The organism is Caulobacter sp. S45 (assembly GCF_009765965.1).
GTDB lineage: Bacteria > Pseudomonadota > Alphaproteobacteria > Caulobacterales > Caulobacteraceae > CAHJWH01.
Window position 1 is genome coordinate 1,125,749 of the sequence record NZ_LMUL01000014.1, and the last position, 26,483, is coordinate 1,152,231.

Genomic DNA, 26,483 nt, shown 5'->3' on the forward strand with positions numbered 1-26,483 from the left:
CGACCGCAGAGACGAACAGAACGGCGAGGGTGCGCACGACACGAATACTCCGAGACCTGAACGGTCTATAAGCCATAATGTCGGGCAAGCGCTCCCTGGGCGCCACTTAAACCTTGGTAATTCTAAGGCGCGTCACCTCAGGGCTTGACGCAGAACGCAAGGCGAAGACCGCGCGGAACCACGGTGGCGGCGTCGCCGCAGGCCTGGTCGAGCTGGCGCTGGCTCAGGCCCACGGCCCGGCCCATCTCGGCCCCAGAGAAGTTCACCCCCGCCAGGTGCGCCCCGCTGAAGTTCGCGCCCTCCAGGAAGGTCCCCACGAAGGTGGCGTTGGTCAGGTCGGCCCCGGCGAAGCTCGCCCCGCCGAACACCGCGCCGTAGGCGTTCACGTCGCGCATGTCGGCCCCGGCGAAGCTGGTGCGGTTCATCACGGCGGTGGACATGTCGGCCTGGCGCAGGCGGGCGTGGGCGAAGCTGCGGCCCTTCAACTCCACATTGGCGAAGTCGGCCTGGAACAGGTTGCAGCCCGGACAACTCGCGCCCGATCGCGCATGGGCGATCTGCGCCGGGTTCTGGGCCCGGGCCGGCGCGCCGCCTGCGACCAGGACCAGCGCGGCGAGGATGGAAAGGGTGCGTGTCATTCCGGGCGTTCCGCAGGACGATGGGGTCCCGCATACGCGCTTAAGCTTAAGGGTGGCCTAAGCTCACACCGGCGCGATCTGGGCCACCACCTCGATCTTGGGATCGCGTGCGAAGTCGCACGGCGCGATGAAGCCTCGCCCATCCCAGGGGATCAGGATGCCGATCCGCTCGTAGCATTTGCCGACGTATTCCGAGCAGATGTAATCGGTCTTGGGATTGAGCCGGCCAGGGATACGCACGTTGATCGCCCCGCAGAAGATCCGCAGCCCGATCTTCAGCACCTCGCGCAGGCTGAACGGGGCGCCGAAGCGGTCGACGGCGAAATCGGCCATGGCGATCAGCCGGCGCGGCGTGGCCTTGGCTTCGAACTCGCTGTGGCGCACCAGCAGCAGGCGGCCGGGATAGGGCTTTCGCCCGGTGCTGTCCTTGGCGAGGAAGGCCCGCAGCGCCACCGCACGTACGCCCAGGCGCTCGACGCTCTCCAGCACCATCACCCGGTCGATGGCGTCCACCCGCGCCACCAGCGCCACATGGCTCCAGGGGCTGCCGGTGACCAGGCGGATCACCCGTGAGAACAGGGCGTCGCCCGAACACAGGATCAGGTCGCCCGTGCGGATCTCGTGCTTGATCTCATGATAGGGGCGCGGCGGGTATCGCTCCAGCGCGTCGTCGGGGACTGCCATGATCAGCCGCCTTAGCAGAACCGGGCGCGGTTCGCATGGGGTGTGCGTGCTTCGAGACACGCTCCGTTGGAGCGCTCCTCAGCATGACGAGCCTGGGTGCGCTTAACCCCGTTCGTCATCCTGAGGAGCCCCGAAGGGGCGTCTCGAAGGACGCAGGCGCGTTCCGCCTCCGTCCCCCGGAGGCGGAAACCAGCCTCAGCCGACGATCTCGGCTTCGGAGAAGAACTGGGCGATCTCGACCTTGGCGGTCTCGGGCGCGTCCGAACCATGGACCGAGTTCTCGCCGATCGACTTGGCGTAGAGCTTGCGGATGGTGCCGTCGGCGGCTTGTTCCGGGTTGGTCGCGCCCATGATCTCGCGGTACTTGGCGATGGCGTTGCCGCCTTCCAGCACCTGAACCACCACCGGACCCGAGGTCATGGTGTCGACCAGTTCGCCGAAGAAGGGACGCGCGCTGTGCACGGCGTAGAAGGCTTCGGCGTCGGCGCGGCTCATCTGGATGCGCTTCTGGGCGACGATGCGCAGGCCGGCGCCTTCGATCACGGCGTTGATCGCGCCGGTCAGGTTGCGGGCGGTGGCGTCGGGCTTCAGGATCGAGAACGTACGTTCGGTCATGGGTTTTATCTTTTGGTTCGGATGGGAGGTCGCGGGCTTATAGCCATGCGATCGTGTCCCGCCAACGGCTGTGCGCACTTTGGGGAAGATAGAGCCCTGCAGCGCGGTGCAGGAACTATGCTCCCCCCCCTTCCGCTCATCCCGCGAATGCCGGGATGAGCGGAAGTGGTGAAGGCCGATAGCTGAAATGGAAGCACCGGCTTCTCAGCGGCCCCGCTCCACGACATAAGCCGCCCCAACATGCTGCAGATCAACGACCTCTCTTTCAACGCCTGGGGGCGCAAGTTCTTCGAGGGCGCGACGGCGCGCGTGCCCGACGGGGCCAAGGTGGGCCTGGTCGGGCGCAACGGGATCGGCAAGTCGACCCTGTTCAAGCTGATCCTGGGCGAGCTGTCGCCGCTGACCGGCGACATCGTGGTCCCCCGCTCGGGCCGCATCGCCACCGTGGCCCAGGAACATGCAGCCACGCCCGTCCCCCTGCTCGACACCATCCTGGCCGCCGACGTGGAGCGCGCCGCCCTGCTGGCCGAGCTGGACGTCGCCGCGCCCGAGCGGCTGGGCGAGATCCATGCGCGGCTGTTCGACATCGGCGCCGACGCCGCCCCCGCCCGCGCCGCAGAGATTCTCAGCGGGCTTGGATTTTCCCACGCCGACCTCGCGCGGCCGATGTCGGAGTTCTCCGGCGGATGGCGGATGCGGGTGGCGCTGGCCTCGGCCCTGTTCGCCGAGCCCGACCTGCTGCTGCTGGACGAGCCGACCAACTATCTGGACCTGGAAGGCGCCCTGTGGCTGGAGGTGCGGCTGAAGCGCTATCCGCATACGGCGCTGGTGGTCAGCCACGACCGCGACCTGCTGAACAATTCCGTCGACCACATCCTGCACCTGCACGACGGCAAGCTGGACCTCTACACCGGCGGCTACGACGACTTCGAGCGGCTGCGGGCGGAGAAACAGCGCCTGATCGGCGCCCAGGCGGTCAAGCAGGAGGCCGAGCGCGCCAAGCTCCAGGCCTTCGTCGACCGCTTCAAGGCCAAGGCCACCAAGGCCGCCCAGGCCCAGTCGCGGATGAAGCGGCTGGCCAAGATGCAGACCATCACCGTCTCGGTCGAGGGCGGGGTCGCGCCCTTCACCCTGCCCTCGCCCGAGCGCGCGCTGAACCCGCCCCTGGTGCGGCTGGAGAAGGCGTCGGTCGGCTACGACGGCCGGGCGATCCTGCGCAACATGACGCTCAGGCTCGATGTGGACGACCGCATCGGCCTCTTGGGGGTGAACGGGGCCGGCAAGTCCACCTTCGCCAAGCTGCTGGCCGACGCCCTCACGCCGATGGCCGGCGAAGTGGCGCGCCAGCCGCGGATGCGGGTCGGCTGGTTCAACCAGCACCAGATCGAGGCGATGGACCCGGCCGACACGCCGCTGGACATGATCCGCCGCGCCCTGCCCGAAGAGACCGAGCCCCGCCGCCGCTCGCGCCTGGCCCAGTTCGGCCTGTCGTCCAACAAGATGGAGACCACCGCCGCCGACCTGTCCGGCGGCGAGCGGGCGCGGCTGCTGCTGCATCTCGTGGCCATGGAGGCGCCGCACCTGCTGATCCTGGACGAGCCGACCAACCACCTCGACATCGATAGCCGCCACGCCCTGATGGAGGCGCTGAACGACTACGAGGGGGCGGTGCTGCTGATCACCCACGACCGCTCGCTGATGGAGATGGTGGCGGATCGGCTGTGGCTGGCGGCGGACGGGACCATCGCCCCGTTCGAGGGCGACATGGAGGCCTATACCCGCCTGGTGCTCGACCGCGCCCGCGCCGCCGCCCGCGCCGACAGCGAGGCCCGCGCCGGGGCGAGCGCGAACGGCGCCGCCAATTCGGCGAAGGACGCCCGCAAGGCCGCCGCCGAGGCCCGCGCCCGCATCGCCCCGCTCAAGCGCGCGGTGGAGGCGGTGGAGAAGCGGATGGAGGCCCTGACCCGCAAGATCGCCGACACCGACACCCTGCTCGCCGACCCCGCCCTGTTCACCCGCGACGCCGGCAAGGCCGTGGCGCTCGGCAAGACCCGCGCCGAAGCCGCCGACCAGCTGGAAACAGCGGAGATGGAATGGATGGAGGCGGCGGAGGCCTACGAGACGGCGAAGACCGAGGCGGGGGTTTGAGGGTTCGGGAGATTCTGGCCGGCGCTCGAACAGGGCGCGTTATGGGCGTAGAGGCCTTGGACAGGCGTTAGGCGCGCGCTCGATGCGGAGAATACTCGCGCCCTTCATCGTAATCCGAAGCCGGTCGTCCGGTCTGATCGCATCGTCCTCGTTGTGAAAACCCGAAATCCAGGGACTGGCGTTAAAATGAAAGCTTTGATCCCCGATTGAGAAATAAGTATCGGCGATATTGTGTTCACCTTGGTGCACATCTCGCCTAAAATCGCGAACACATCCTTGAATGACGACGCCACCGTTGCGACTCAAAATTTCCTTCGACTTTAAGGACGTCCAGAAGGACAGCGACGCCGTCAGCATTATGGCCCCGACCGCCACAAGCGCTACGATGGCGATGGCGCGGTTCAGCGTCGAATCGCCTCGCCGAAAAAACCTCGGACTGCGAATCGCGACGACGAGGAAAACGGCGACAATCGCCAGCATCACCACGCCGCCGGGCTCGACCAACGACGACTGATCGCTGCGAGCATCAAAAATAACGCTATCGACTGTCACCTATTCACCCTCCCCTCCGAATTGAGGCTGAACGCAGCGTCGATCCGCAGCCTCTCGTATCCTCGTAGGTTCACAAACCGAATTTATATTGGCGTCACCCGTTCTCCGTCACCCCTTCGCGCTCATAGGAACAACCTATCCATGTCCGACATGACCCTCTGGGGCTTCGACGGCTCCACCTATGTGCGCACCGTCAAGATGGTGCTGGCCGAGAAGGGCTTCACCGCATTCGAGCAGGCGCCGCTCAACGTGCTGAAGGGCGAGCCGAAGGAGCCGGAGCATCTGGAACGCCATCCGTTCGGCAAGGTGCCGGTGCTCGACCACGACGGGATGCGCATCCTGGAGACCTCGGCCATCGCCCGCTATCTCAACGACGTGCTGCCAGGCCGGTCGCTGGTCCCGGCCACGCCCAGGGACCGGGCGCGGATGGACATGGTGGTCGGGCTGATCGACTCCTACGGCTACGGCGCCCTGCTCGGCCTCGCCGCCTACCACCTGTTCCCCGATTTCGTCGGCGGCAAGAACGAGGCGATGCGCGCGGGCGGAATCGAGAACGGCCGCAAGGTGATCGAGTTGGCCATGCGGGCGAAGGGCGCCTCGCCCTTCATCGCCGGCGAGCTGAGCCTGGCCGACCTCTACCTCGCGCCCATCGCCTTCTACGTCTCGCTGACGCCCGACAAGGACGCGGCGTTCGACGTCGAGGGTTTCGCGGACTGGTGGGCCAGGGTGCAGGCGCTGCCGAGCTTCAAGGATACGACGCCGAATTTGGTGTGAAAGTGGGCGGCGGAGCGTGCGTGCTTCGAGACGCCCCTTCGGGGCTCCTCAGCATGACGGGCGTTTTTGGGACGGAAAAGAAGCGCCGTGCCGAGACGGCTATCCCCCATCTTCGTCATGCTGAGGAGCGCGGAGCGCTACCCGCAGCTCAGTCGCGTCACCTTCCCGGTTTCGGCGTCGTAGATGATGTTGAGCCGGTCCAGGCGCACGTCGGGCGCCACCGGGCAGGCGGCGCAGGCGACGCGGCGGTGGGACAGGTCCGTGGGGATCGGGATCTCCGTCTTCGGGCGGCCGATCAGATAGGCCAGCGCATTGGCGCCGCAGGTGTCGTTGGAAATCCGGGGATAGGGCGGGGGAACCGGGACCTGGCCGGTCTCCACCTCGACCGCCGCCCGCGCCACCGGCCCAATGGGCAGGACCGGCTTGGCCGAGGGCGAGCCCAGGGCGCCGTCGATGGAGTTGGCCGCGCATCCCGCCAGCACCGCCCCGACGATCGCGAACACCAGCCCCCCGGCCGCCGCACGCATCAAGCCTGCTTGCGCCACGCCCCCTCCTCCGACTGCCGCCAGTAGGCCGCCTCGTGCCCCGCCGCCTTGACCTCGCGCCAGCGTTCGCGCGCGCCGGCCAGGGCCGCCTCGTCGCGACCGTCGAACAGCACGATGCAGCGCGCATAGGCGTCCAGCGCACCGGGCTCGGCCCCGTCGAGCAGGAACAGGGCCTGGGCCCCGTTCAGGTTCTCGCCGGTCAGGGACAATAGCACCGGCTGGCGCTCGGCGTGGGTCTCGTCGGCGCGGCCATGGGGCAGGAAGCTGTCGGGACGATAGGTCCACAGCCAGCCGTCCAGGTGCTCCATCCGGTCGCGCTCGCCGCTGCGCACCAGGGCGCGCCAGCCCCGCGCCAGGGTCTTTTCCAGCAGCTCGGGCAAGGCCTGGTCCAGCCCGGTGCGCTCCAGGTGGTAGAACCAGACCTCGCAGGCCATCCCCCGTCCTTCCTAAGAGACCTCAGCCCTCGAAGTTGTCGGCCACCAGCCGGTCGAGCAGGCGCACGCCGAAGCCGGTCGCGCCCTCGGGGATGGTGGAGACCGAGGACGGCTTCTTCCAGGCCGTGGAGGCGATGTCCAGGTGCGCCCAGGGCAGGCCGTTGACGAACTTCTGCAGGATCAGGGCGGCGGTGATCGAGCCGGCGGGACGGCCGCCGACGTTCTTCATGTCCGCCGCCAGGCTGTCGAACTGCTTCTCGTAGCCCGCGTGCAGCGGCATCCGCCACAGGTTGTCGCCGGTGGCCTTGGAGGCGGCGAGCAGTTGGTCGGACAGGTCGTCGTCGTTGGAGAACAGGCCCGCATAATCGTTTCCGAGCGCGATGATCACCGCCCCCGTCAGGGTCGCCAGGTCGATCATGAACCTGGGCTTGAAGCGGTCCTGGCAATACCAGAGCGCATCGGCCAGCACGAGGCGGCCCTCCGCGTCGGTGTTGATCACCTCGATGGTCTGGCCGGACATGGAGGTGACGATGTCGCCGGGGCGCACCGCCTTGCCGTCGGGCATGTTCTCGACCAGGCCCAGGATGCCGACCGCGTTGACCTTGGCCTTACGCCCCGCCAGCGTGTGCATCAGCCCGGCGACCGCGCCCGCCCCGCCCATGTCCCACTTCATGTCCTCCATGCCCTCGGCCGGCTTGATCGAGATGCCGCCGGTGTCGAAGCAGACGCCCTTGCCGACGAAGGCGATGGGCTGGGCGTCGGGGTCGGCCGCGCCCTTCCACTGGATCACCGCCAACTGGCTCTCGCGCGCGCTGCCGTAGCCCACGCACAGCAGCGACCCCATGCCGAGCTTCTCCATCTCGGCCTCGCCCAGGATTTCGACCGTCAGGCCCATCGATTCCAGCGCCTTGACCCGGCGGGCGAACTCTTCGGGGTAGAGGATGTTGGCGGGCTCCGACACCAGGTCGCGGGTGAAGCTCACCCCATCCGCCAGGGCTTCGAGCGGGCCGAACGCGGTCTGCGCCACCGCCGCATCGGCGGCCAGCACCCGCAGGGTCTCGACGGAGGGCTTCTGCTCGGGCTTCTCCTTGGTGCGGTAGCGGTCGAAGCGGTACGCGGCCAACCGCACGCCGAACGCGGCGTGGGCCGCCTGTTCGGGGGCGAGGTCGGAGACGTCGACGACCAGGGTCTTCAGTCCGCTGATCTTGACCGCGGCATAGGCCGAGGCCGCCGCCTGCTCGACGATCCGCTCGTCCAGCGTATCGCGGGAACCCGCGCCCACCAGGACGATACGGCCGGCGGCCGAGCCGGCCGGCCCGACCAGCTCCAGCGTCTGGCCCTTGGAGCCCTTGAACCGGCTGGCCGCGATCGCGCGGGTGAGGGCGCCGTCGGTGATCGTGTCGAGCTGGGCGGCGGGGCCGGCCAGGGCGCCGCCTTCGAAAACCAGCAGCGCCAGGGCGGTCTCTGCGGACGGCGCCTGTCCGGCGGCGGCGAAGTCGATGTTCATGCGCGATCCCTGCAAGGCGGCGGATACTGAGAAACCAGACCGAACCGATTAAGCCAAATCCGCCGGGTCTGCGAGGCTTCTCGACGCGGGGTCCTTGGACGGTTCGGCCGGTGCATGTACAGAGAACGACCTTTCCCGCCCCGACCTGTCCGGTCGCCGCCCCTGGGTCCCCACCCGCCCCATGTCCTTCGCCCAGCCCATCCGCCGTCCCCGCCTCGACCGGCTGCGCGCCGTGCGCTTCGCCAGCTTCCGCCCGGATCGCGCCCACGACCGTGGGCCGGGCATGCAACGGCGTCGCCTCAAGCTCACTCGTGTCGAGCAATACGTGCTGACCCGCACCCTGGCCGGGGTGTTCGGCGCCCTGGCGGTCCTGGCCACCATCGTCATGCTGATCGACTTCGTGGAGCTGTCGCGCACGGTCGGCAACAAGACCCACAGCGCCTCGCTCGGCGACATCTTCGCCCTGACCCTGCTGGGCGCGCCGTCCAAGATCGTCCAGCTCCTGCCGTTCGCCTTCCTGTTCGGGGTGCTGGGCGCCTATGTGAACCTGAACCGGCGCAGCGAGCTGGTGGCGCTCAGGGCCGCTGGCGTGTCGGCGTGGCGCTTCATCTTCCCGGCGGCGGGCGCGGCGCTGGCCGTGGGCGTGGTGACGATCCTGGTCCTGAACCCGCTCGCCTCGAGCATGGACGACGCCTATGCCCGCCTCTACGAGAAGGCCAACGCCATCCCGGGCTACAACCCGCAGAAGACCATCTGGCTGCGTCAGGGCGACAAGCACAGCCAGATCATCATCCGCGCCGATTCGCAGGTCGGGGGCGGCGTCGACCTGAGGAACGTGACCCTGTTCCTCTACAAGCTGGACAGGACCGGCACGACCCACTTCGCCCGCCGCATCGACGCGACCAAGGCCAGGCTCGACGGCAAGATGTGGCGGCTGACCGGCGTCAAGGAAGCCAATCCCGGTGGTCAGGCCCTGCACGTGGAGAGCGTCACCCTGCCCTCGACGCTGAGCGAGCGCACGGCGCTGGAGCGATTCTCCTCCGCCCAGGCGGCGCCGTTCTGGAAACTGCCCTTCATCATCGCCCGCACCGAGCGAGCCGGCTTTTCCGCCACCCTGTATCGGATGCAGTTCGACAACCTGCTGGCCACGCCGGTGATGTTCGCGGGCATGTCGGTGCTGGCGGCGGCCTTCTCGCTGCGCCTGCTGCGCTTGGGCGGGCTGGCGGCTTTCGCCGGCTCGGGCGTGGCGCTGGGCTTCGTGCTGTTCTTCTTCAACCAGTTCTGCAACGCGCTCGGCAAGTCGGAGATCATCCCACCCCTGCTGGCCGCGTGGGCGCCGCCGCTGATAGCGTTGCTCGGGGGCTTCACCCTGCTCTGTTACACTGAAGACGGTTGACGCAGCCGCGCGTCCATTGGAGGAAGCTCGACCTTCCGCCTGAGTCCGCCCGTTGCGGCCACCGATCAAGGGTCGTCTAGCGAATGCGTCAAGCCCGGCCTTCGAGCCTCGTCGCCGCCAGCAAGCTGACGCGACGGACCGGACGGGCGCTGCTGCTGGCCGGCGTCGCGGTCGCGGCGGTCTGCCTAGTCGCGACCACGCCGGCCTTCGCCCAGATCGGCAGCCGCCTGAAGACCCCGAGCGCGCCCCTGCCCGACGACGGCCTGGGCCAGCACGAGATGACGCTGCAAGCGGACACCCTGATCCAGGACAAGCCGAACAACACCGTCACCGCCATCGGCCACGTCCAGGCCCGCTATCAGGGCCGCACCCTGCGGGCGGACCGGCTGGACTACAACAGCGTCACCGGCGCCGCCCATGCCTTGGGCCACGCGGTGATCTCCAACGCCGACGGCACCACCCAGTACGGCGACGACGTCACCCTGGACGACCAGTTCCGCGCCGCGGTCGCCATCGGCTTCGCCGCCCACGAGCCGGGCAACGTCACCATCGCCGCCGGCGCAGCCGTTCGCCGAACCGAAACGGTCAACCAGCTCAACAACGCTGTCTACACCACCTGCAACATCTGCGCGGATGACGGCGCGCCCAAGAACCCTTCCTGGTCGATCCAGGCGACGCGGATCACCGAAGACCGCGAAAACCATGTGATCTACTACCGCAATGCGGTGGTGCGGATACTGGGCATCCCGGTGTTCTACAGCCCGATCTTCTGGCACCCGGACCCGACGCTGCCGCGCCGCTCAGGCCTGCTCGCGCCCAAGCTCGAGGACTCGAGCCGGCGGGGTTTCTCCTACCAGCAACCCTATCTGATCACCCTCGGCCCCTCGACCGACCTGATCGTATCGCCCCAGTTCAATACGCGGGTGAACCCCTTCCTGGACCTGCGCTACACCGAGCGCTTTTACTCGGGGATGGTCGACATTCGCGCGGGCTACACCCACGAGCAGTTGTTCGACAATCACAACTTCTTCGGCAACGACACCTCGCGCAGCTACATCCTGGGACGCGGCCTGTTCGACATCGCCCCGGATTGGGTCTGGGGCTTCGGGGCGGAGCGGGTCAGCGACCCGACCTTCTTCGCGCGCTACGGCGTCCACGACGTCTACACCGACCGCGGGCCGTTCCCCGCCGACACCGACCGGCTGATCTCGCAGCTCTACACCGTGCGCGCGGACCAGCAGAGCTACATCTCCGTAGCGACGATGGACTTCCAGAGTCTGCGCGCCGTGTCGGGCGCGACGACAGCCAACCCCAGCGGCGTCTTCGAGAGCAGCGCCTCCTTCCCCATCGTTGGACCGTTGATCGAGGCGCGCTACGACCCCACCGAACCGGTGTTCGGGGGCGCCCTGGAAATTCGGGGCACCGCCGTGGCGCTGAGCCGCAACCGGCCAGTGGTCTCGATCTACGATCCCAGCGGCGTCATCCCGCAGGGACCTCAGGAATTCAACCCCGCGTCGGGTCCCCTGGGCGCCGTTACTGCGCAGCTGAGCCCAAGCGGGCTCAAGCAGGTCTCGGCCCTCGAATACACCAGCAGCCGGCGCGCCAGCGCCGAGGTCGACTGGCGGACCGACTTCATTATGAACAGCGGCATCAAGATCGAGCCGTTCCTGTTTGGTCGGGCGGACGCCTATTCGATCTCGGACGCACACGTCTACGACCAGCAGACCGGCGCCTTCGTCGAGGGCAAGGACAACGTGGAGCGCGTCTACGGCACCGCCGGCGCGACCGTCAGTTGGCCGTTCATCAAACCCATCGGCGGGGCCAGCGTGGTCCTGGAGCCCATGGCCCAGGTCGCCGTCTCGCCCACCGAGAAGGTGAACCCGAACATCCCCAACGAGGACAGCGCCTCGTTCGAATACGACGAGACCAACCTGTTCGACGCCAACCGCTTCTCTGGCTTCGATCTGCTGGAAGGCGGCGAGCGACTGAACGTCGGCGGTCGCGCCACGGTGGACTGGGGCGCCAGTCACAACGCCACCTTCGTCGTCGGCCGCACCTTCCGCGCCGAGGACGATCCGCAGTTCACCGCCCTGTCGGGCCTGGCCGGCACTGCATCGGACTGGGTGGTGGCCGCCACGACCTCGCCCATAACCGGCGTTACCTTGTTCACGCGCTCTCGCCTAAACGCCAACGATTTCAACGTTGAGCGTGAAGAGGCCGGCGTCGGCTACAACAACGGGAACCTGTTCCTGAACGTCCGCTACGACCTGAACGAGAGCGGCCTGTCTCAGACCACCAGCACGACCTTGACCAATCAGATCGGCACGACCGTGGTCGGCCGGACCGAGGACATCGCGGTCAGCGGGCAGGTCTTCTTCACCCAGCACTGGGGCGTGAGCGCCAATGTGACGCGGGACATGCAGCAGGACATCTTCCCATACGCCCAGATCGGCCTGATATACCGCGACGAATGCATTCGGGTGGATATCCTGTATACTCAGGACGAAACCTTTTCGAACGTGATCGGGACCTCGAACTCCGTGTCCTTCCGAGTCACCCTCGCCACCTTCGGCGACAACGGACCGCTCACCCCGGCCAACACCGGGCGTGGTAGCCGGTAACGGCGAGGCATAGGAACCATCGTTGATGAGTAGCTTGCGGACCTCTCCCATGATCCAACGGCCCGTTTCCCGTCCGCTGGCGGCTCCCCTCCTGGGCGCGCTGCTCCTGGGAGCGTCGCTCACGGCGGTTTCGTCCGCCCACGCACAGGGTATCAACCTCGGCCTGCCCGCGGTCCCGGACCAGTCTGTCGCCGTCCAGCCCGCGAACAAGACGCCCGGCATGAGCGAGAGCGTCGCCGCCAAGGTCAACGACGACATCATCTCCAGCTACGACCTGAAGCAGCGGATGCGCCTGCTGGTGGCTACCACCGGCGTGCAGCCCAGCCAGGACAACATCCCCCAGATCGAGCGCGAGGCCATGCGCTCGCTGGTGGACGAGCAGCTGGAGATGGAAGAGGTCAAGGACATCGAGAAGAAGCAGAAGGATCTCAAGCTCGAGCCGACCGACGCCGAAATCGACCAGACCATCGGCGAAATGGCCAAGCAATCCGGCATCAGCCGCCAGAAGCTGATCGCCACGCTCAAGAGCGACGGGGTCGACCTGTCCACCCTGCGTTCCCAGATCCGCGCGCAGATGAGCTGGAACCACTACATCGGCGCGCGCTTCCGCGATGCGGTCGCCGTCGGCGACAACCAGGTCAAATCGGCCCTCGAGGAGGCCAACGCCGCCTCGCTCAAGCCCCAATACCAGCTCGGCGAAATCTTCCTCGACGCCGGGCACGTGGGTGGCCAGAAGCAGGCCGAGGACGGCGCCGCGCAGCTCATCGCCCAGATGCAGCAGGGCGCGCCATTCGCCGCGGTGGCGCACCAGTTCTCCGCCCTGCCGACCGCCGCCACCGGCGGCGACGCGGGCTGGGTGTCCGAAGCTGAACTTCGCCCCGAGGTCCGTGCGGCGGTCGAGCAGATGCACGCCGGCCAGATGTCCCAGCCGATCCCCACCTCCGCCGGCGTCTATATCGTCATGCTGCGCCAGAAGCGCGTCGGCACCGGCGCCACGGTGGTGAACCTGAAGCAGGCCGCGATCAGCCTGCCTCAGGACGCCTCCGCCGAGCAGCTCAACCAGGCCGAAGCCAAGCTCAAAGAGCTGCGCAAGAGGGCCGTGAGCTGCGAAACCCTGGTGGCCGAATCGAGCAAGGTCTCGGGCGTGGTCGCGGCCGATCTCGGCGAAACCGAGGTCAAGGACCTGCGGCCGGCTTTCCAGAAGGCGGTGGACAACCTGACGATCGACGAGGTCAGCCAGCCGATCCGCACCGACGTCGGTCTGCACCTGATCGCCGTCTGCTCGCGCCATGCCAGCGGCGTCGCCGCCATCACCAAGGCCGACATCACCGACCGGCTGCGCGGCGAGCAGCTCTCCATGTTCGCCCGCCGGTTCCTGCGGGACCTGCGCAACTCGGCAACCATCGAGACCCGGTGACGCCCTCCCCTAAGTCCGCGCCCCTGGCGCTCAGCCTCGGCGATCCGGCGGGCATAGGGCCGGAGATCATCGTCAAGGCCTGGAGCGTCCTGCGCGACACGGGGCCGAGCTTCATGGTGGTGGGCGACCACGACGCGCTGTCCGCCGCCTCCGGGCGCACCGGGCTGGTCCGGCGGGTGGGTTCGCCCCAGGAAGCCCAGGCCTATTTCAGCGACGCCCTGCCCGTGCTCGACCTGCCGCTGCTCACCCCCGTGGTGGCCGGCAAACCTTCACCTCAATACGCGCCAAGCATCCTGCGCTGGATCGAAACCGGGACCGGGCTGGCGCTCTCGGGCGCCGTGTCCGGGCTCGTCACCGCCCCCATCGCCAAGAAACCGCTCTACGAGGCCGGCTTCAGCTTTCCGGGCCACACCGAGTTTCTGGCCGAGCTTACAGCCGGCGCTCCCTACGCCGGCGTCCGCGGCCCGGTGATGATGCTCGCCGCCCAGGACCTGCGCGTGACGCTGGCCACCATCCACGTCTCGCTGAGCCAGGCGGTGGCGTCGCTCACCGTGGAGCGCATCGTCGAGGTGGGCCGGATCACCGCCGAGGCGCTCAGACAGGATTTCGGCGTCGCCAATCCGCGCCTGGCCCTGGCTGGCCTCAACCCCCATGCGGGCGAAGGCGGTTCGCTCGGGCGCGAGGAGATCGAGATCGTCAACCCCGCCGCCACGCGTCTGCGCGCCGAAGGGATCAGCTGCTCCGACGCACGCCCCGCCGACACCCTGTTCCATGCCGACGCCCGACGTGGCTACGACGCGGTGATCTGCCTCTATCACGATCAGGCGCTGATCCCGGTGAAGACCGTGGACTTTTGGGGCGGGGTCAACATCACGCTCGGCCTGCCGATCGTGCGCACTTCGCCCGACCACGGCGTGGGCTACGACATCGCCGGGCGGGGCCTGGCCCGCCCCGACAGCCTGATCGCCGCAATCCGCACCGCCGGCGACATCGCCGCCTCGCGCGCGGGAGCCCTCCTGGCGTCGGCGTCATGAGCATCGCCGCCCTGCCGCCGCTCCGCGACGGGCTGGCGGCCGCCGGACTGCTCGCCAAGAAGAGTTTCGGCCAGCACTTCCTGCTCGACCTCAACGTCACCCGCAAGATCGCTCGCGCGGCGGGCCCGCTGGAGGGCGCGGTGGTGATCGAGGTGGGCCCCGGCCCCGGCGGCCTGACCCGCGCCTTGCTGGAGAGCGGCGCGGTCCATGTGGTGGCGGTGGAGAAGGACCCCCGCTTCGTCGAGCACCTGGCCGATCTCGCCGCCATCGCCGAAGGTCGGCTGACGGTGGTGGAGGCCGACGCCCTGGACGTGGACGAGAGCGCGCTGCTGGCCGATCATGGACGCGGCCTGCCGGTGCGCATCATCGCTAACCTACCGTACAATGTCGCCACGCCCCTGCTGATCAAATGGCTGACCGGGCCGTTCCGCCCAGCCTCAATGACCCTGATGTTCCAGCGCGAAGTGGCGGACCGGATCGCCGCGCCCGTGGGCTCAGACGCCTACGGCCGTCTTTCGGTGTTGGCCCAGGCGCTGGCCAAGGCTTCGGTGGTGATGAAGCTGCCCGCCCGCGCCTTCACCCCGCCGCCCAAGGTGGATTCGGCGGTGGTGCGGCTGGACCCGCGCGAGGACCGGCCTTCCGACGCCCTGACGCAGAAGCTGGAGATCATCACCCGCCATGCTTTCGGCCAGCGCCGAAAGATGCTCCGCTCCAGCCTCAGGGGGGTGGGTGGCGAGGCGCTGCTGCTGGCGGCCGGAGTCGATCCAAACGCCCGCGCCGAGACGATCGACGTCGACGGATTCCTGCGGCTGGCCCAGGCGCTGCCGGACAGCTGAACGGCTTCAGCCGACGGCGGCCAGCCGTTCCCTCGCTCCGTCTTCAGGGGCGCCGGCGTCGGAATCCCCCTCCACCATCTTGGCGATGCATTCGGTCACGAGCGCCGCTAGAGGTTCGCGGTCGAAGTCGGGCGTCTTGACCATCTTGATGATGGTGCCGGCGAACAGCAGGTCCAGGATCTGGATGCGCTGGCGCATGTCCTGTTCGGAAAAGCCCACAGGCCGAGCGCGCAGCAGCAGCCCGACCATCCGCGCCTGCACCTCCGAGAAGGCTTCGCGCACCATCGTGGCCACCTGCGGGTTGCGGGACGCCTCGGCCATCACCTCCAGCATCATGGTCGCGCGGGCCGGCTGGGCCAGGTAGTCGATGGTGCGCCGCGCATAAGCCTGAAGGGCCTGGCGGATCGGCCGGTTGTCGCTTTCCAGCGCCTCGACATTGGCCAGGGCCACCGCCGCGTCCCGCTGCACGATGGCGGTGATGAGCGCTTCCTTGTTCGGGAGATAGCGATAGATGTGGCCGACGCTCATACAAGCGGCCTGGGCGATCTGGGCCATGGACGCGCTATGGAAGCCGTACTTGCGAAAGCATTGCTCCGCCGCGTCCAGCACGTGTTCGCGCCGCCGCTCGGGGGTCCATCTCTCCGTACACCGCGTGTCCATCGGCCTCGCCATCATCCTTCCATCTACGCTGTCCGCTGCGCCGATTGAACTGCGCGCTTGACGCGGGGCAAGCCTAGCCATATCACGCCTCGATATGAGAGTGAACGTTCACTCTCAATTTTTAGATATACCATATCAGGGGCGCAACACCGTGATGGCGAGATCTGGCCTCCCCGGCGCCGTGCGATACTTCGTGCTGGCCAACCTTACAATCGCGACCGGGCTCGCCGCCTGTTCGAAGCCCGCCGCACCGCCGCCGCCCGGGCCGCCGGAAGTGGGCGTCATCACCTTGCAGGCGCAATCGGTGCCGCTGACCGCCGACCTGCCGGGCCGCACTACCGCCTTCACCGTCTCCGACGTGCGGCCGCAGGTGAACGGCATCCTGAAGGCGCGCCTGTTCGTGGAAGGCACCGACGTCAAGGCCGGCCAGGTGCTCTACCAGATCGATCCCGCGCCCTACCAGGCCGCCTACGACCAGGCCAAGGGCACGCTGGCCAACGCCCAGGCCAACCTCACCACCACCAAGCTGAAGTCGGAACGCTACGCCGACCTGGTGAAGATCAACGCCGTCAGCAAGCAGGACTTCGACGACGCCGACGCCCTGTACAAGCAGGCCGCCGCCACCGTGCAGCAGGATAAAGCCGCGCTCGAGGCCGCCGCCATCAACCTCGGCTACACCAAGGTCCGCGCCCCGATCTCGGGCCGCATCGGCCGCTCGGCCTACACCGCCGGCGCGCTGGTCACCGCCGGCCAGACCAATGCGCTCGCCACCGTCCAGGCCCTGAGCCCGATCTATGTCGACGTCACCCAGTCCAGCGACGAACTGCTGAAGCTGGAGCAGTCGCTTTCCGACAAGAGCATCGGCGCCGCGGGTCCCGACAGCGCCAGGGTGAAGCTGACGCTTTCGGACGGCACGGCCTACTCCCAGGACGGCCAGCTCCGCTTCTCCGAAGCCCTGGTCGACCCGACGACGGGCTCGGTGACGATGCGGGCGGTGTTCCCGAACCCGTCCAAGACCCTGCTCCCCGGCATGTACGTGCGCGAGACCGTGACCCAGGCCACCGCGCCCCAGGGCCTGCTGGTGCCTCAACAGGGCGTGACGCACGACCCCAAGGGCCAAGCGTCCCTGTTCGTGGTCGACGCCCAGGGCAAGGCCCAGGCGCACCAGATCGTGACCGATCGCGCCATCGGCGACAAATGGCTGGTGACCAGCGGCGTCAACCCGGGAGACCGGGTGATCGTGGAGGGCCTGATGAAGGTCCAGCCCGGCGCCGCCGTGAAGGCCGTTCCCGCAGGCTCGACCACGCCCCCCACCGCTCCCGCGGCCCACTGAGGCCAGGACCGACCCATCATGTCTCGTTTCTTCATCGACCGGCCGATCTTCGCCTGGGTCATCGCGATCATCGTGATGTTGGCCGGCGGCATGGCCATCGCCACCCTGCCGATCGCACAATATCCCAGCATCGCACCGCCCTCGGTGTCGATCACCGCGGTCTATCCCGGCGCGGACGCCGACACGGTGACCACCACCGTCACCCAGCCCATCGAACAACAGATGAAGGGGCTGGACCACCTGGAGTACATCTCCTCCACCGGCGATACCTCGGGCACCTCGGTCATCACCCTGACCTTCGCCCAGGGCACCAACCCCGACATCGCCCAGGTGCAGGTGCAGAACAAACTGCAACTGGCCACGCCGGTCCTGCCGCAGGAAGTGCAGCAGCAAGGCGTGGTGGTGGCCAAGGCGACCAAGAACTTCCTGCTCGGCATGGCGGTCTATTCGACCACCGGCCAGCACGACAGCTCCGACCTCGCCGACCTGGTGAACAGCCGCCTGCTCGATCCGCTGAGCCGCGTGAACGGCGTGGGCGACACCCAGCTGTTCGGCGCCCAGTACGCCATGCGGATCTGGCTCGACCCCTTCAAGCTCAACAACTACAATCTGACCACTGGGGACGTTAAGGTCGCCCTGGCCGCCCAGAACGCCCAGATCGCCTCCGGCCAGCTCGGCGCCCTGCCCTCCGTCAACGGCCAGCAGCTCAACGCGGTCGTCACCAGCCAGTCGCGCCTGCAGACGCCCGAGCAGTTCCGCAACATCCTGCTGAAGACCAACGCCGACGGCTCTTCGGTCTACATGCGCGACGTCGGGCGGGTCGAACTGGGCCAGGACTCCTACTCCGTGCTCGCCCGCTTCAACGGCCATCCGGCCGGCGGCCTCGGCATCAAGTTGGCCCCGGGCGCGAACGCGCTCACCACCGTGACGGCGGTGAAGGCGAAGGTGTACTCGATCGCCAAGACCTTCCCGCCCGACGTCAAGGTGGCCTTCCCCTACGACACCTCGCCCTTCGTGAAGCTGTCGATCGAGGACGTGGTCCGCACCCTCTTCGAGGCCATCATCCTGGTGTTCGTGGTGATGTTCCTGTTCCTGCAGAATTGGCGCGCCACCCTGATCCCGACCATCGCGGTGCCGGTGGTGCTGCTGGGCACCTTCGGGGTGCTGGCGATCTTCGGCTACTCGATCAACACCTTGACCATGTTCGCCATGGTGCTCGCCATCGGCCTGCTTGTCGACGACGCCATTGTGGTGGTGGAGAACGTCGAGCGTATCATGGACGAGGAAGGCCTCTCGCCCGTCGAGGCCACCCGCAAATCCATGGACGAGATCACCGGCGCCCTGGTCGGCATCGTGCTGGTCCTGGTCGCGGTGTTCCTGCCGATGGCCTTCTTCGGCGGCTCGACCGGGGTGATCTATCGCCAGTTCTCCGTCACCCTGGTCTCGGCCCTGCTGCTGTCGGTGCTGGTGGCCCTGATCCTGACCCCCGCGCTCTGCGCCACCCTGCTGAAGCCCCGCAAGGCTGGCGGCCACGCCCAGCAGCGCGGCTTCTTCGGCTGGTTCAACCGCACCTTCGACAAGGGCGTGAAGGACTACGAGGGCGCGCTCCACCACATGATCAAGCGCTGGGTCCCCTACGCGCTGGTCTATCTGGTGATCGTCATCGGCATGGGCCTGCTGTTCGCCCGCCTGCCGACCGGCTTCCTGCCCGACGAAGACCAGGGCGTGGCCTTCGTGCTGGTCCAGCTCCCGCCGGGCGCCGCCATGTCGCGCACCATCGACGCCGAACGCACCGTGGAGCACCAGTTCCTCGTCAACGAGAAGGCGGCCGTCAACGGCGTGTTCTGCATCGCCGGCTTCAGCTTCGCCGGCCAGGGTCAAAACGCGGGCACCTGCTTCGTCCTGTTCAAGCCCTTCGACCAGCGCCATGGCGCGGCCAACAAGGCGCAGGCGGTGGTGGCGCGCGCGTTCGGCGCCTTCTCCAAGGTCCGCGACGCCTTCATCTTCCCGCTGATCCCGCCGTCCGTGCAGGAACTCGGCAATGCGACCGGCTTCGACCTCGAGCTCGAGGACCAAGCCAATCTCGGTCACAACGCCCTGCTGGCGGCCCAGGGCCAACTGCTGGGCATGGCGTCCAAGGACCCGGCCCTGGTGGCCGTGCGCCCGAACAGCCTGCCCGACACGCCCCAACTCAAGGTCGACATCGACCAGCCCAAGGCCACCGCGCTCGGCCTGTCGATCGCGGACGTGAACGACACCATCGGCACCGCCTGGGGATCGTCCTACGTCGACGACTTCACCGATCGCGGCCGGGTCAAGCACGTCTACGTCCAGGGCGACGCGCCCTTCCGCGCCAAGCCCGAGGACCTGAACCGCTGGTACGTCCGTGGGACCTCCGGCTCGCTGGCCCCCTTCTCGGCCTTCGCCAACAGCCATTGGCTGATCGGGCCCTCCCAGTTGCAGCGCTATAACGGCGTGCCGTCGCTGGAAATCCAGGGCCAGCCCGCTCCCGGCGTCAGCTCCGGCGTCGCCCTGGCCAAGATCGAGGCCATGGCCGCCAAGCTCCCGGCCGGTATCGGCCTGGAATGGACCGGCCTGTCCTACGAGGAGCGCAACGCCGGCGCCCAGGCCCCCATGCTGTTCGGCCTGTCGATCATCGTGGTCTTCCTGTCGCTGGCCGCCCTGTACGAAAGCTGGTCGGTGCCGGTGGCGGTGCTGCTGGTGGTGCCGCTCGGCATCATCGGGGCGGTGCTGGCGGTCTCGCTGCGCAAGATGAGCAACGACGTGTTCTTCCAGGTCGGCCTGCTCACCACCATGGGGCTGGCGGCGAAGAACGCCATCCTGATCGTGGAGTTCGCCGAATTGGCCATGCGCCAGGGCAAGAGCGCGGTCGAGGCGGCCATCGAAGCGGCCCGACTGCGCCTGCGCCCGATCCTGATGACCTCGCTCGCCTTCATCGTCGGGGTCATGCCCCTGGCGATCTCCACTGGGGCCGGATCGGGTAGCCAGAACGACATCGGCACCGGTGTTATCGGCGGCATGATCGGCGCCACCGTCCTGGCCATCTTCTTCGTGCCGCTGTTCTATGTCCTGGTGCGCAAGGTGGCCAAAGGCCGGCCGGTCTCCCACGCCCATCCGCCCGCGGGCGGACCCGACCATACCAATGTGGAGGGCGCATAGATGCCCGCGCGTAACTTGCCACCCTTCAAGGGCGCTACGTTGAAGGGCGCCTTGCTGGGCCTGGCCTCGCTTACGGTCCTGGCCGGCTGCACCATGGCGCCGAAGTACGAGCGTCCGGCCGCCCCCGTGCCGCAAGCATGGCCGCAGGGCGCCGCCTACCCGGCGGCCCAAGCCGCGACGCCCGCTTCGGACGTGGCTTGGAAGGACTTCGTCGTCGATCCTAAGCTGCACCAGGTCATCGACCTCGCGCTAGCGAACAACCGCGACCTGCGGGTGACGGTGCTCAACATCGCCGAGGCCCACGCCCAGTACCGGGTGCAGCGTGCGGCCCTGTTCCCCCATGTCGATGCGGCCGGCGCCGGCACGAACGAATACCTGCCCGGCGCCGTCCTGGGGGCGGAATCCGGGGTGTCGACCGGGGGCGGCGCCAGCAAGTCCGTCACCCTTAAGTACTACTCGGCCACTCTCGGGATCAGCAACTACGAGCTGGACCTCTGGGGACGCGTTCGCAGCCTTTCCAAGCAGGCGCTCGAGCAGTACCTCGCCACGGAAGAGGCGCGCCGGGCTGAGCAGATAAGCCTGATCTCCCAGGTGGCGACAGCCTATGTCACCTACGCCGCGGATCTGGCGCGGCTGAACCTATCGCAGGAAACGGTGAAGGCCGACGAGAGCAGCCTGTCGATCACCCAATCGCGCTTCAACGGCGGCGTCGCTTCGGAGCTGGACGTCCGCCAGGCCCAGAGCGCGCTCGAACAGGCCAAGGCGGGGGTTGCGACCTACACTACGACCGTCGCCCAGGATGTGAATGCACTGACCCTGCTCGTCGGGGCGCCGGTGCCGGCGGAGCTGCTGCCGTCCCCGCTGGAAAACGACCTGCCCACCATGGCGGACCTGCCCGCCGGATTGAGCTCCGACGTCCTGCTGCGTCGACCGGACGTGATGGAGGCCGAGGACCAGCTCAAGGGCTACAACGCCAATATCGGCGCCGCCCGGGCCGCCTTCTTCCCGACCATCGAGCTGACCGGCTCGGGCGGGAGCACCGCTCTTTCGATAGGCAACCTGTTCGGATCAGGTACGGGTTCGTGGAGCTTCACGCCGGCCATCACCCTGCCGATCTTCGATGCAGGGCTGAATGCGGCGAACCTGCGTTACGCCAAGGCGCAACGCAACGTGGCTGTGGCGCAGTACGAGAAGTCAATCCAGACGGCGTTCCGCGAAGTCGCCGACGCGCTTGCTCAAAGGGGTCAGATCACCGATCTCGTCTCGGCGAACGAGCGTGAGGCCGACGCGTTCGGACACTCGTTGAGCCTGTCCCAGGCGCGCTACCAACGGGGCAGCGATACGTATCTGAACGTGCTGACCGCTCAGGTAAACGCGTACAGCGCCCAATTGAACCTGATCTCCGCCCGACTGACCCGCGCCACCAACCTGATAACGCTCTATCAGACGTTGGGCGGCGGCATGAAATAAGCCAGAGGGCTTAAATCCGGGAGCCTAGATCCCGAAAAGTCGGAACAGGCTCTCGGTAGCAAGCCGCACGACCGGTACGGCGATCAGCATCACGCCGCCGACGGCTATAGTGAGCTTCATTGCGCAAATCATAGGACGCCTCCTGTCGTTCTCCCTCGCCCTCCGCTCTTCGGCGGGGTGCGAACCACTACAATAATACTAAACGTCGAAAATCGAGCAGAGTTTCTCGCTGGCGTCAAAACATGTCGCGCAGGCCTAGAAATTTGACGGAAACGACAGAACGGCGCTCCAGCTGAGCGTGACCGGCGGCTCGCTGGACCGTGCAGGGTCTCGGGCGTGCGGCACGGTGTTCCTCTCCGCTTGCGGCCGATCCGGCGAGCGACTAGCAAATCCCGTCCCAGTCTTGGAGTGCGCGTGCCCCAACCCAAAGTCCGCCGAGAAATCGGCCCCCTGGCGCTGATGCTCACAGGCCTCGGTTCGATCATCGGCTCGGGATGGCTGTTCGGGGCCTGGCACACCGCCCAGCTCGCCGGCCCCGGCGCGGTCTACGCGTGGCTGCTGGGCGCGGCGATCATCGCCATCATCGCCCTGGCCTTCTCCGAGCTGGGCGCCATGTTCCCCGAGAGCGGGGGCATGGTGCGCTACGGCTACTATTCCCACGGCTCGCTGGTGGGCTTCATCGCCGGCTGGGCCAACTGGATCGCCATCGTCTCGGTGATCCCGGTCGAGGCCGAGGCCTCGGTCCAGTACATGGCCTCATGGCCCTACGCCTGGGCGCATCATCTCTATGTCGGCCAGGAGCTCAGCCCGCCGGGACTGGCGCTCGCCGGCCTGCTGGTGATCGGCTATTTCCTGCTGAACTACTGGGGCGTGAAGCTCTACATCCTCACCAACGGGGCGATCACCGCCTTCAAGCTGGTAGTGCCGGCGGCCACAGGGATCGCGCTGATCGCAGCGGGTTTCCACCCCGGCAATTTCAGCGTCGGCCTGCACCCCGGCCACTCGGCCCTGAACATCTCCGCCATCCTGGCCGCCACCGCCACCAGCGGCATCGTGTTCAGCTTCAACGGCTTCCAGAGCCCGATCAACATGGCCGGCGAGGCGCGCAATCCGGGGCGCAACGTGCCGCTGGGCGTGTTCGGCTCGATCTTCCTGGCGACGATCATTTACGTGCTGCTGCAAGTGGCCTTCGTCGGCGCCACCCCGCCCGCCATGCTGAAGAACGGCTGGGCCGCGGTGAACTTCTCCTCGCCCTTCGCCCAACTGGCCTTCGCGCTGAACCTGAACTGGCTGGCGCTGCTGCTCTACGCCGACGCCTTCATCAGCCCCAGCGGCACCGGCGCCACCTACACCGCCACCACAGCGCGGATGATCTTCGCCATGGAGCGTAGCGGCGCCCTGCCCAAGATCTTCGGACACATCCACACCGCCTCCGGCGCGCCGCGCCCGGCGATGTGGCTGAACCTGGCGGTCTCGTTCCTGTTCCTGATCTTCTTCCGGGGCTGGGGATCGCTGGCCGGGGTGATCTCGGTGGCCTGCATCATCTCTTACCTGGCCGGTCCGGTCAGCGTGGCCGCCCTGCGCCGCACCGCGCCGGACATGAAGCGTCCGCTTCGCACCCCGGCGCTGAAGTTCACCGCCGGGGCCGCCTTCGTGCTGTCGACCCTGCTGCTGTACTGGGCGCGATGGCCGCTGACGGGCGAGGTGCTGTTGCTGATCCTGATCGCCGCGCCGATCTACATCTGGGCCGAGATGAAGGCCGGCTGGCGCGACTTCGGCCGCCACCTGCACGCGGCCTGGTGGCTGGTGGTCTACCTGCCGGCCCTGGCGCTGGTCTCGTTCCTCGGCAGCCGCCAGTTCGGCGGGATCGGCCTGCTGCCGTTCGGCTTCGATCTAGTTCTGGTGGCGCTGATCGGTCTGGGCTTCTTCGTCTGGGGCGTGCGGTCGGGCTGGCGGACCCCGGCCCTGGAACTGCACGAGAGCGGCAAGGACGATGTCGAGGCGCTGATCTGAAATGGCGTGCGTGCTTCGAGACGCGCTACGCTCCTCAGCATGACGAAGGTTTTTGGAGTCCGCCTACATACGCCATCCTGAGGAGCCCCGAAGGGGCGTCTCAAAGGACGCACAACGCTTACGGCCGCAGGATCAGCGCGCCGGGCGTGGCCTCGAACCTGGATAGTCGGCCGAGATAGCTCATGCCCAACAACGAAGCGGTGAGCCCGTCGTGGATCACCACCGCAGGCACCCGCTCCACCCGCGCGCCGGACACCGAGACGTAGTCCAGCTCCACCCTGGCCGCGTGGGTGACGCCGTTGGCGGTGTTCATCGGCGCATCGTATTTCAGGTTCGCCGCATCCAGTCCCAGCCGTTGAGCGTCGGCGGGGGTCAGGGCCACCTCGGTGGCGCCGGTGTCGATCAGGCAATGGATCCAGTGGCCGTTCACCTCGGCCTCGGCCCAGTAGTGACCGTCGCGCGCCTTGGACACTTCGGCGTCCGAGGACGGTGTCGTCGGCTCGTCGGATACGAGCTGGGCGGAAGCGACCCGCATGACCGGGGCCTGCGCCGCCTCCGCGCGCGCGCCGCTCATCTTCATGATTTCCTGGGCCGCGCCGAGCGAGATGGCCACGGCGATCGCCAGGATCACCAAGTGCTTGAACATCGCAACGCACTCATCCGCCGCTACGCCGGCCTATCTGCAAGCTACGGCATCTCGCTTTGCAACAGATGAATCGCACGCCAAAAACTTGAAGCCGAACTCGCCCTGAAGGCGAAGCTCGCCTATCTGCAGTCCCATGGACGATCCGGAGAGCAACGAAGGGACAGAGCGCAGGTCGCGAGCGCTATCCAACTGGCAGGTGATGCGCTTCATCGCCGCCCGCTGGGTGCAGCGGCCCCAGCGCTTCTTCGCCATGATCGGCTTCATGCTGGCCGGCACGCTGTGCGACCTGTCGATCCCCTGGGCGGCGGGCGGCCTGATCGAGGCGGTGTCGCGTCCGGCGCAGGTGACAACCCAGGCGTGGCGGGCCTGGGCGATGCTGTCGCTGCTGTATCTGGGCTTCTACGCCCTGCGCACGGTCGGGTTCCGGCTGATGAACACCTTCGCCGCCCGCAACATGGAGGAGCTGACCAACGCCGCCTTCGCCAAGGTGCAGTCCTTCTCGTCGGACTGGTACGCCGACACCTTCGCCGGCGCCACCGTACGGCGGGTCAGCCGCGCCATGCAGGGCTACGACGCCGCGTCGGACGCCATCTTCCTGATGCTGGGGCCGAGCCTGATCGTGCTGTTCGGGCTGGCGGTGTCGATGTCGCTGCGCTGGCCGCTGGCGGGGCTGTTCTGCGGGGCGGTGGTGGTGCTGTTCATGAGCTACAACCTGGTTGTCGCCGCCCGCTTCATCCGCCCGGTGAACCTGAAGTCCAATGCGCTGGACACCCAGATCGGCGCCTCGCTGGCCGACGCCATCGGCGGGAATGCGGTGGTCAAGAGCTTCGGAGCCGAGGACCGCGAGACCGCCCGCTTCGCCAGGGTCACCGCCGCCTGGCGCAGCGCCACCATCCGCACCTGGAACACCTTCGCCTGGGCGGGCGTCGGCCAGAACGCGCTGCTGATGCTGCTCCAGGCCGGGCTGACGGGGATGCTGGTCTGGGCCTGGGCGCACGGGCGGGCGACGCCGGGCGACGTGGGCTTCGCCATCACCTCGTTCATGCTGATGAGCGGCTATATGAGGAACTTCTCCGAGACCGCCCGCCAACTCCAGCGCGGGCTGGACGACGTGCTGGACGTCGCCGCCTACATGAAGACCGAGCCTGAGGTGGCCGACGCGCCGGACGCCCCCGCCTTCCACCCACCGGCCGACGGGCCCCGCGGCGGGATCGTGTTCGACCGGGTGAGCTTCCGCTATCGCGGCGCGCCGACGCCGCTCTACGACCGGTTCTCACTGCAGATCGCACCGGGCGAACGGGTGGCGCTGGTCGGGCCGACGGGAGCCGGCAAGTCCACCTTCGTCAAGCTGATCCAGCGCCTCTACGACCTGGAGGGCGGTCGCATCCTGATCGACGGGACCGACATCGCCGGGGTGACCCAGTCCTCGCTGCGCCAGGCGATCGCCCTGGTCCCGCAGGACCCGGCGCTGTTCCACCGCAGCCTGGCCGAGAACATCGCCTATGGCCAACCCGACGCGACCATGGACGAGATCATCGCCGCCGCTCGGCGCGCCCGCGCCCATGACTTCATCCTGCGCCTGCCCAAGGGCTACGACACGCCGGTGGGCGAGCGGGGCGTGAAGCTGTCCGGCGGCGAGCGCCAGCGGGTGGCGATCGCGCGCGCCTTCCTGGCCGACGCGCCGATCCTGGTGCTGGACGAGGCCACCTCCTCGCTGGACGTGGAGACCGAGCGCCAGGTCCAGGCCGCCAGCGAGGCGCTGATGGCCGGACGCACCACCATCATCATCGCCCATCGCCTCTCCACCATCCGCACCGCCGACCGCATCCTGGTGTTCCAGGAAGGCCGTGTGATCGAGGAGGGCGGCCATGGCGAACTCGTCGCGCGCGGCGGAGCCTATGCGCGGCTGAACGCGCTTACGGGCGCGTAACACCTCCGCAATTCAATTTTAGATTGCATTGACACACCGTGACTTTAGGG

The 26,483-nt window shown here is 67.8% G+C and carries 21 protein-coding genes; 12 read left to right on the top strand and 9 right to left on the bottom strand.

All coding sequences use genetic code 11. From position 1 onward, the window contains the following. Nucleotides 1-137: 137 nt before the first annotated feature. The 3 genes from GSQ87_RS12185 to ndk all read right to left on the bottom strand — a co-directional run bounded on the left by GSQ87_RS12185 (nucleotide 138) and on the right by ndk (nucleotide 1,937). Entirely contained in the window at nucleotides 138-638 is a 501-nt protein-coding gene (locus GSQ87_RS12185) for a pentapeptide repeat-containing protein (RefSeq protein WP_158915701.1), read from the bottom strand. Nucleotides 639-701: 63 nt separating this feature from the next. Continuing rightward, on the bottom strand, nucleotides 702-1,322 hold the full coding sequence (locus GSQ87_RS12190) for a YiiX/YebB-like N1pC/P60 family cysteine hydrolase (RefSeq protein ID WP_158915702.1): 621 nt from the start codon (nucleotides 1,320-1,322) through the stop codon (nucleotides 702-704). 195 nt (nucleotides 1,323-1,517) lie between these two features. Next, nucleotides 1,518-1,937 carry a nucleoside-diphosphate kinase gene (gene ndk, locus GSQ87_RS12195; RefSeq protein ID WP_158915703.1) on the bottom strand — a complete coding sequence of 140 codons (420 nt, stop codon included), beginning with the start codon at nucleotides 1,935-1,937 and terminating at the stop codon, nucleotides 1,518-1,520. A gap of 240 nt (nucleotides 1,938-2,177) precedes the next feature. On the opposite strand from ndk, the gene GSQ87_RS12200 reads away from it, so the two are divergent. Beyond that, entirely contained in the window at nucleotides 2,178-4,085 is a 1,908-nt protein-coding gene (locus GSQ87_RS12200; RefSeq protein WP_158915704.1) for an ABC-F family ATP-binding cassette domain-containing protein, read from the top strand. Nucleotides 4,086-4,124: 39 nt separating this feature from the next. Here the strand turns inward: GSQ87_RS12200 and GSQ87_RS12205 are convergent, their stop codons facing one another. After that, entirely contained in the window at nucleotides 4,125-4,637 is a 513-nt protein-coding gene (locus GSQ87_RS12205; protein ID WP_158915705.1) for a hypothetical protein, read from the bottom strand. 141 nt (nucleotides 4,638-4,778) lie between these two features. Here GSQ87_RS12205 and GSQ87_RS12210 point away from each other — a divergent pair, with 141 nt between their 5' ends. Then, nucleotides 4,779-5,411, top strand: coding sequence for a glutathione S-transferase family protein (locus tag GSQ87_RS12210; RefSeq protein WP_174241429.1), 633 nt, complete (start codon nucleotides 4,779-4,781; stop codon nucleotides 5,409-5,411). A gap of 137 nt (nucleotides 5,412-5,548) precedes the next feature. Here the strand turns inward: GSQ87_RS12210 and GSQ87_RS12215 are convergent, their stop codons facing one another. The 3 genes from GSQ87_RS12215 to GSQ87_RS12225 are packed head-to-tail and all read right to left on the bottom strand — an operon-like array spanning nucleotide 5,549 to nucleotide 7,897. Next, entirely contained in the window at nucleotides 5,549-5,956 is a 408-nt protein-coding gene (locus GSQ87_RS12215; protein ID WP_158915706.1) for a proteinase inhibitor i78, read from the bottom strand. Further along, nucleotides 5,938-6,390, bottom strand: coding sequence for a DNA polymerase III subunit chi (locus tag GSQ87_RS12220; RefSeq protein ID WP_158915707.1), 453 nt, complete (start codon nucleotides 6,388-6,390; stop codon nucleotides 5,938-5,940). The genes GSQ87_RS12215 and GSQ87_RS12220 overlap by 19 nt, the downstream gene beginning before the upstream one ends. Nucleotides 6,391-6,412: 22 nt before the next feature. Continuing rightward, nucleotides 6,413-7,897: a leucyl aminopeptidase gene (locus GSQ87_RS12225; protein ID WP_158915708.1), complete on the bottom strand. Its 1,485-nt coding sequence runs from the start codon at nucleotides 7,895-7,897 to the stop codon at nucleotides 6,413-6,415. 94 nt (nucleotides 7,898-7,991) lie between these two features. Between GSQ87_RS12225 and lptG the strand changes: the two genes are divergently transcribed. The 5 genes from lptG to rsmA all read left to right on the top strand — a co-directional run bounded on the left by lptG (nucleotide 7,992) and on the right by rsmA (nucleotide 15,201). Then, entirely contained in the window at nucleotides 7,992-9,293 is a 1,302-nt protein-coding gene (gene lptG / locus GSQ87_RS12230) for an LPS export ABC transporter permease LptG (protein WP_371416667.1), read from the top strand. 83 nt (nucleotides 9,294-9,376) lie between these two features. Next, entirely contained in the window at nucleotides 9,377-11,914 is a 2,538-nt protein-coding gene (locus tag GSQ87_RS12235) for an LPS-assembly protein LptD (RefSeq protein WP_158915709.1), read from the top strand. 49 nt (nucleotides 11,915-11,963) lie between these two features. After that, nucleotides 11,964-13,331, top strand: a complete 1,368-nt coding sequence (locus GSQ87_RS12240; protein WP_158915710.1) for a peptidylprolyl isomerase — start codon at nucleotides 11,964-11,966, stop codon at nucleotides 13,329-13,331. Further along, the gene (gene pdxA / locus GSQ87_RS12245) at nucleotides 13,328-14,365 is read left to right on the top strand and encodes a 4-hydroxythreonine-4-phosphate dehydrogenase PdxA (protein WP_158915711.1); all 1,038 of its coding nucleotides are present in this window, start codon (nucleotides 13,328-13,330) and stop codon (nucleotides 14,363-14,365) included. Before GSQ87_RS12240 ends, pdxA begins: the two co-directional genes overlap by 4 nt. After that, nucleotides 14,362-15,201: a 16S rRNA (adenine(1518)-N(6)/adenine(1519)-N(6))-dimethyltransferase RsmA gene (rsmA, locus tag GSQ87_RS12250; RefSeq protein WP_158915712.1), complete on the top strand. Its 840-nt coding sequence runs from the start codon at nucleotides 14,362-14,364 to the stop codon at nucleotides 15,199-15,201. The genes pdxA and rsmA overlap by 4 nt, the downstream gene beginning before the upstream one ends. 6 nt (nucleotides 15,202-15,207) lie before the next feature. Here rsmA and GSQ87_RS12255 read toward each other — a convergent pair whose 3' ends face one another. Then, complete coding sequence (locus GSQ87_RS12255) at nucleotides 15,208-15,861, bottom strand: TetR/AcrR family transcriptional regulator (protein ID WP_158915713.1); 654 nt, start codon at nucleotides 15,859-15,861, stop codon at nucleotides 15,208-15,210. A 154-nt stretch (nucleotides 15,862-16,015) separates the two neighbouring features. Between GSQ87_RS12255 and GSQ87_RS12260 the strand changes: the two genes are divergently transcribed. The 4 genes from GSQ87_RS12260 (at nucleotide 16,016) to GSQ87_RS12275 (ending at nucleotide 23,857) form a co-directional block, all read left to right on the top strand. Further along, nucleotides 16,016-17,194, top strand: coding sequence for an efflux RND transporter periplasmic adaptor subunit (locus GSQ87_RS12260; protein WP_158915714.1), 1,179 nt, complete (start codon nucleotides 16,016-16,018; stop codon nucleotides 17,192-17,194). Between the two features lie 15 nt (nucleotides 17,195-17,209). Continuing rightward, nucleotides 17,210-20,374 (top strand): efflux RND transporter permease subunit, encoded by a 3,165-nt coding sequence (locus GSQ87_RS12265; RefSeq protein ID WP_305764193.1) that lies wholly within the window; start codon nucleotides 17,210-17,212, stop codon nucleotides 20,372-20,374. Continuing rightward, entirely contained in the window at nucleotides 20,375-21,844 is a 1,470-nt protein-coding gene (locus tag GSQ87_RS12270; RefSeq protein ID WP_305764188.1) for an efflux transporter outer membrane subunit, read from the top strand. 414 nt (nucleotides 21,845-22,258) lie between these two features. Beyond that, entirely contained in the window at nucleotides 22,259-23,857 is a 1,599-nt protein-coding gene (locus tag GSQ87_RS12275) for an APC family permease (RefSeq protein ID WP_158915716.1), read from the top strand. Nucleotides 23,858-23,975: 118 nt separating this feature from the next. Here the strand turns inward: GSQ87_RS12275 and GSQ87_RS12280 are convergent, their stop codons facing one another. After that, nucleotides 23,976-24,503 (bottom strand): TIGR02281 family clan AA aspartic protease, encoded by a 528-nt coding sequence (locus GSQ87_RS12280; protein ID WP_158915717.1) that lies wholly within the window; start codon nucleotides 24,501-24,503, stop codon nucleotides 23,976-23,978. A 133-nt stretch (nucleotides 24,504-24,636) separates the two neighbouring features. Between GSQ87_RS12280 and GSQ87_RS12285 the strand changes: the two genes are divergently transcribed. After that, complete coding sequence (locus GSQ87_RS12285) at nucleotides 24,637-26,433, top strand: ABC transporter ATP-binding protein (protein WP_158915718.1); 1,797 nt, start codon at nucleotides 24,637-24,639, stop codon at nucleotides 26,431-26,433. The last annotated feature ends 50 nt before the right edge of the window (nucleotides 26,434-26,483 follow it).

Excerpts from the sequence above, each read along its gene's own strand:
- GSQ87_RS12185 (WP_158915701.1), bottom strand. The coding sequence starts at position 638 with ATGACACGCACCCTTTCCATCCTCGCCGCGCTGGTCCTGGTCGCAGGC.
- GSQ87_RS12190 (WP_158915702.1), bottom strand. The coding sequence starts at position 1,322 with ATGGCAGTCCCCGACGACGCGCTGGAGCGATACCCGCCGCGCCCCTAT.
- ndk (WP_158915703.1), bottom strand. The coding sequence starts at position 1,937 with ATGACCGAACGTACGTTCTCGATCCTGAAGCCCGACGCCACCGCCCGC.
- GSQ87_RS12200 (WP_158915704.1), top strand. The coding sequence starts at position 2,178 with ATGCTGCAGATCAACGACCTCTCTTTCAACGCCTGGGGGCGCAAGTTC.
- GSQ87_RS12210 (WP_174241429.1), top strand. The coding sequence starts at position 4,779 with ATGTCCGACATGACCCTCTGGGGCTTCGACGGCTCCACCTATGTGCGC.
- GSQ87_RS12220 (WP_158915707.1), bottom strand. The coding sequence starts at position 6,390 with ATGGCCTGCGAGGTCTGGTTCTACCACCTGGAGCGCACCGGGCTGGAC.
- GSQ87_RS12225 (WP_158915708.1), bottom strand. The coding sequence starts at position 7,897 with ATGAACATCGACTTCGCCGCCGCCGGACAGGCGCCGTCCGCAGAGACC.
- GSQ87_RS12235 (WP_158915709.1), top strand. The coding sequence starts at position 9,377 with ATGCGTCAAGCCCGGCCTTCGAGCCTCGTCGCCGCCAGCAAGCTGACG.
- GSQ87_RS12240 (WP_158915710.1), top strand. The coding sequence starts at position 11,964 with ATGATCCAACGGCCCGTTTCCCGTCCGCTGGCGGCTCCCCTCCTGGGC.
- rsmA (WP_158915712.1), top strand. The coding sequence starts at position 14,362 with ATGAGCATCGCCGCCCTGCCGCCGCTCCGCGACGGGCTGGCGGCCGCC.
- GSQ87_RS12255 (WP_158915713.1), bottom strand. The coding sequence starts at position 15,861 with ATGGACACGCGGTGTACGGAGAGATGGACCCCCGAGCGGCGGCGCGAA.
- GSQ87_RS12260 (WP_158915714.1), top strand. The coding sequence starts at position 16,016 with ATGGCGAGATCTGGCCTCCCCGGCGCCGTGCGATACTTCGTGCTGGCC.
- GSQ87_RS12270 (WP_305764188.1), top strand. The coding sequence starts at position 20,375 with ATGCCCGCGCGTAACTTGCCACCCTTCAAGGGCGCTACGTTGAAGGGC.
- GSQ87_RS12280 (WP_158915717.1), bottom strand. The coding sequence starts at position 24,503 with ATGTTCAAGCACTTGGTGATCCTGGCGATCGCCGTGGCCATCTCGCTC.
- GSQ87_RS12285 (WP_158915718.1), top strand. The coding sequence starts at position 24,637 with ATGGACGATCCGGAGAGCAACGAAGGGACAGAGCGCAGGTCGCGAGCG.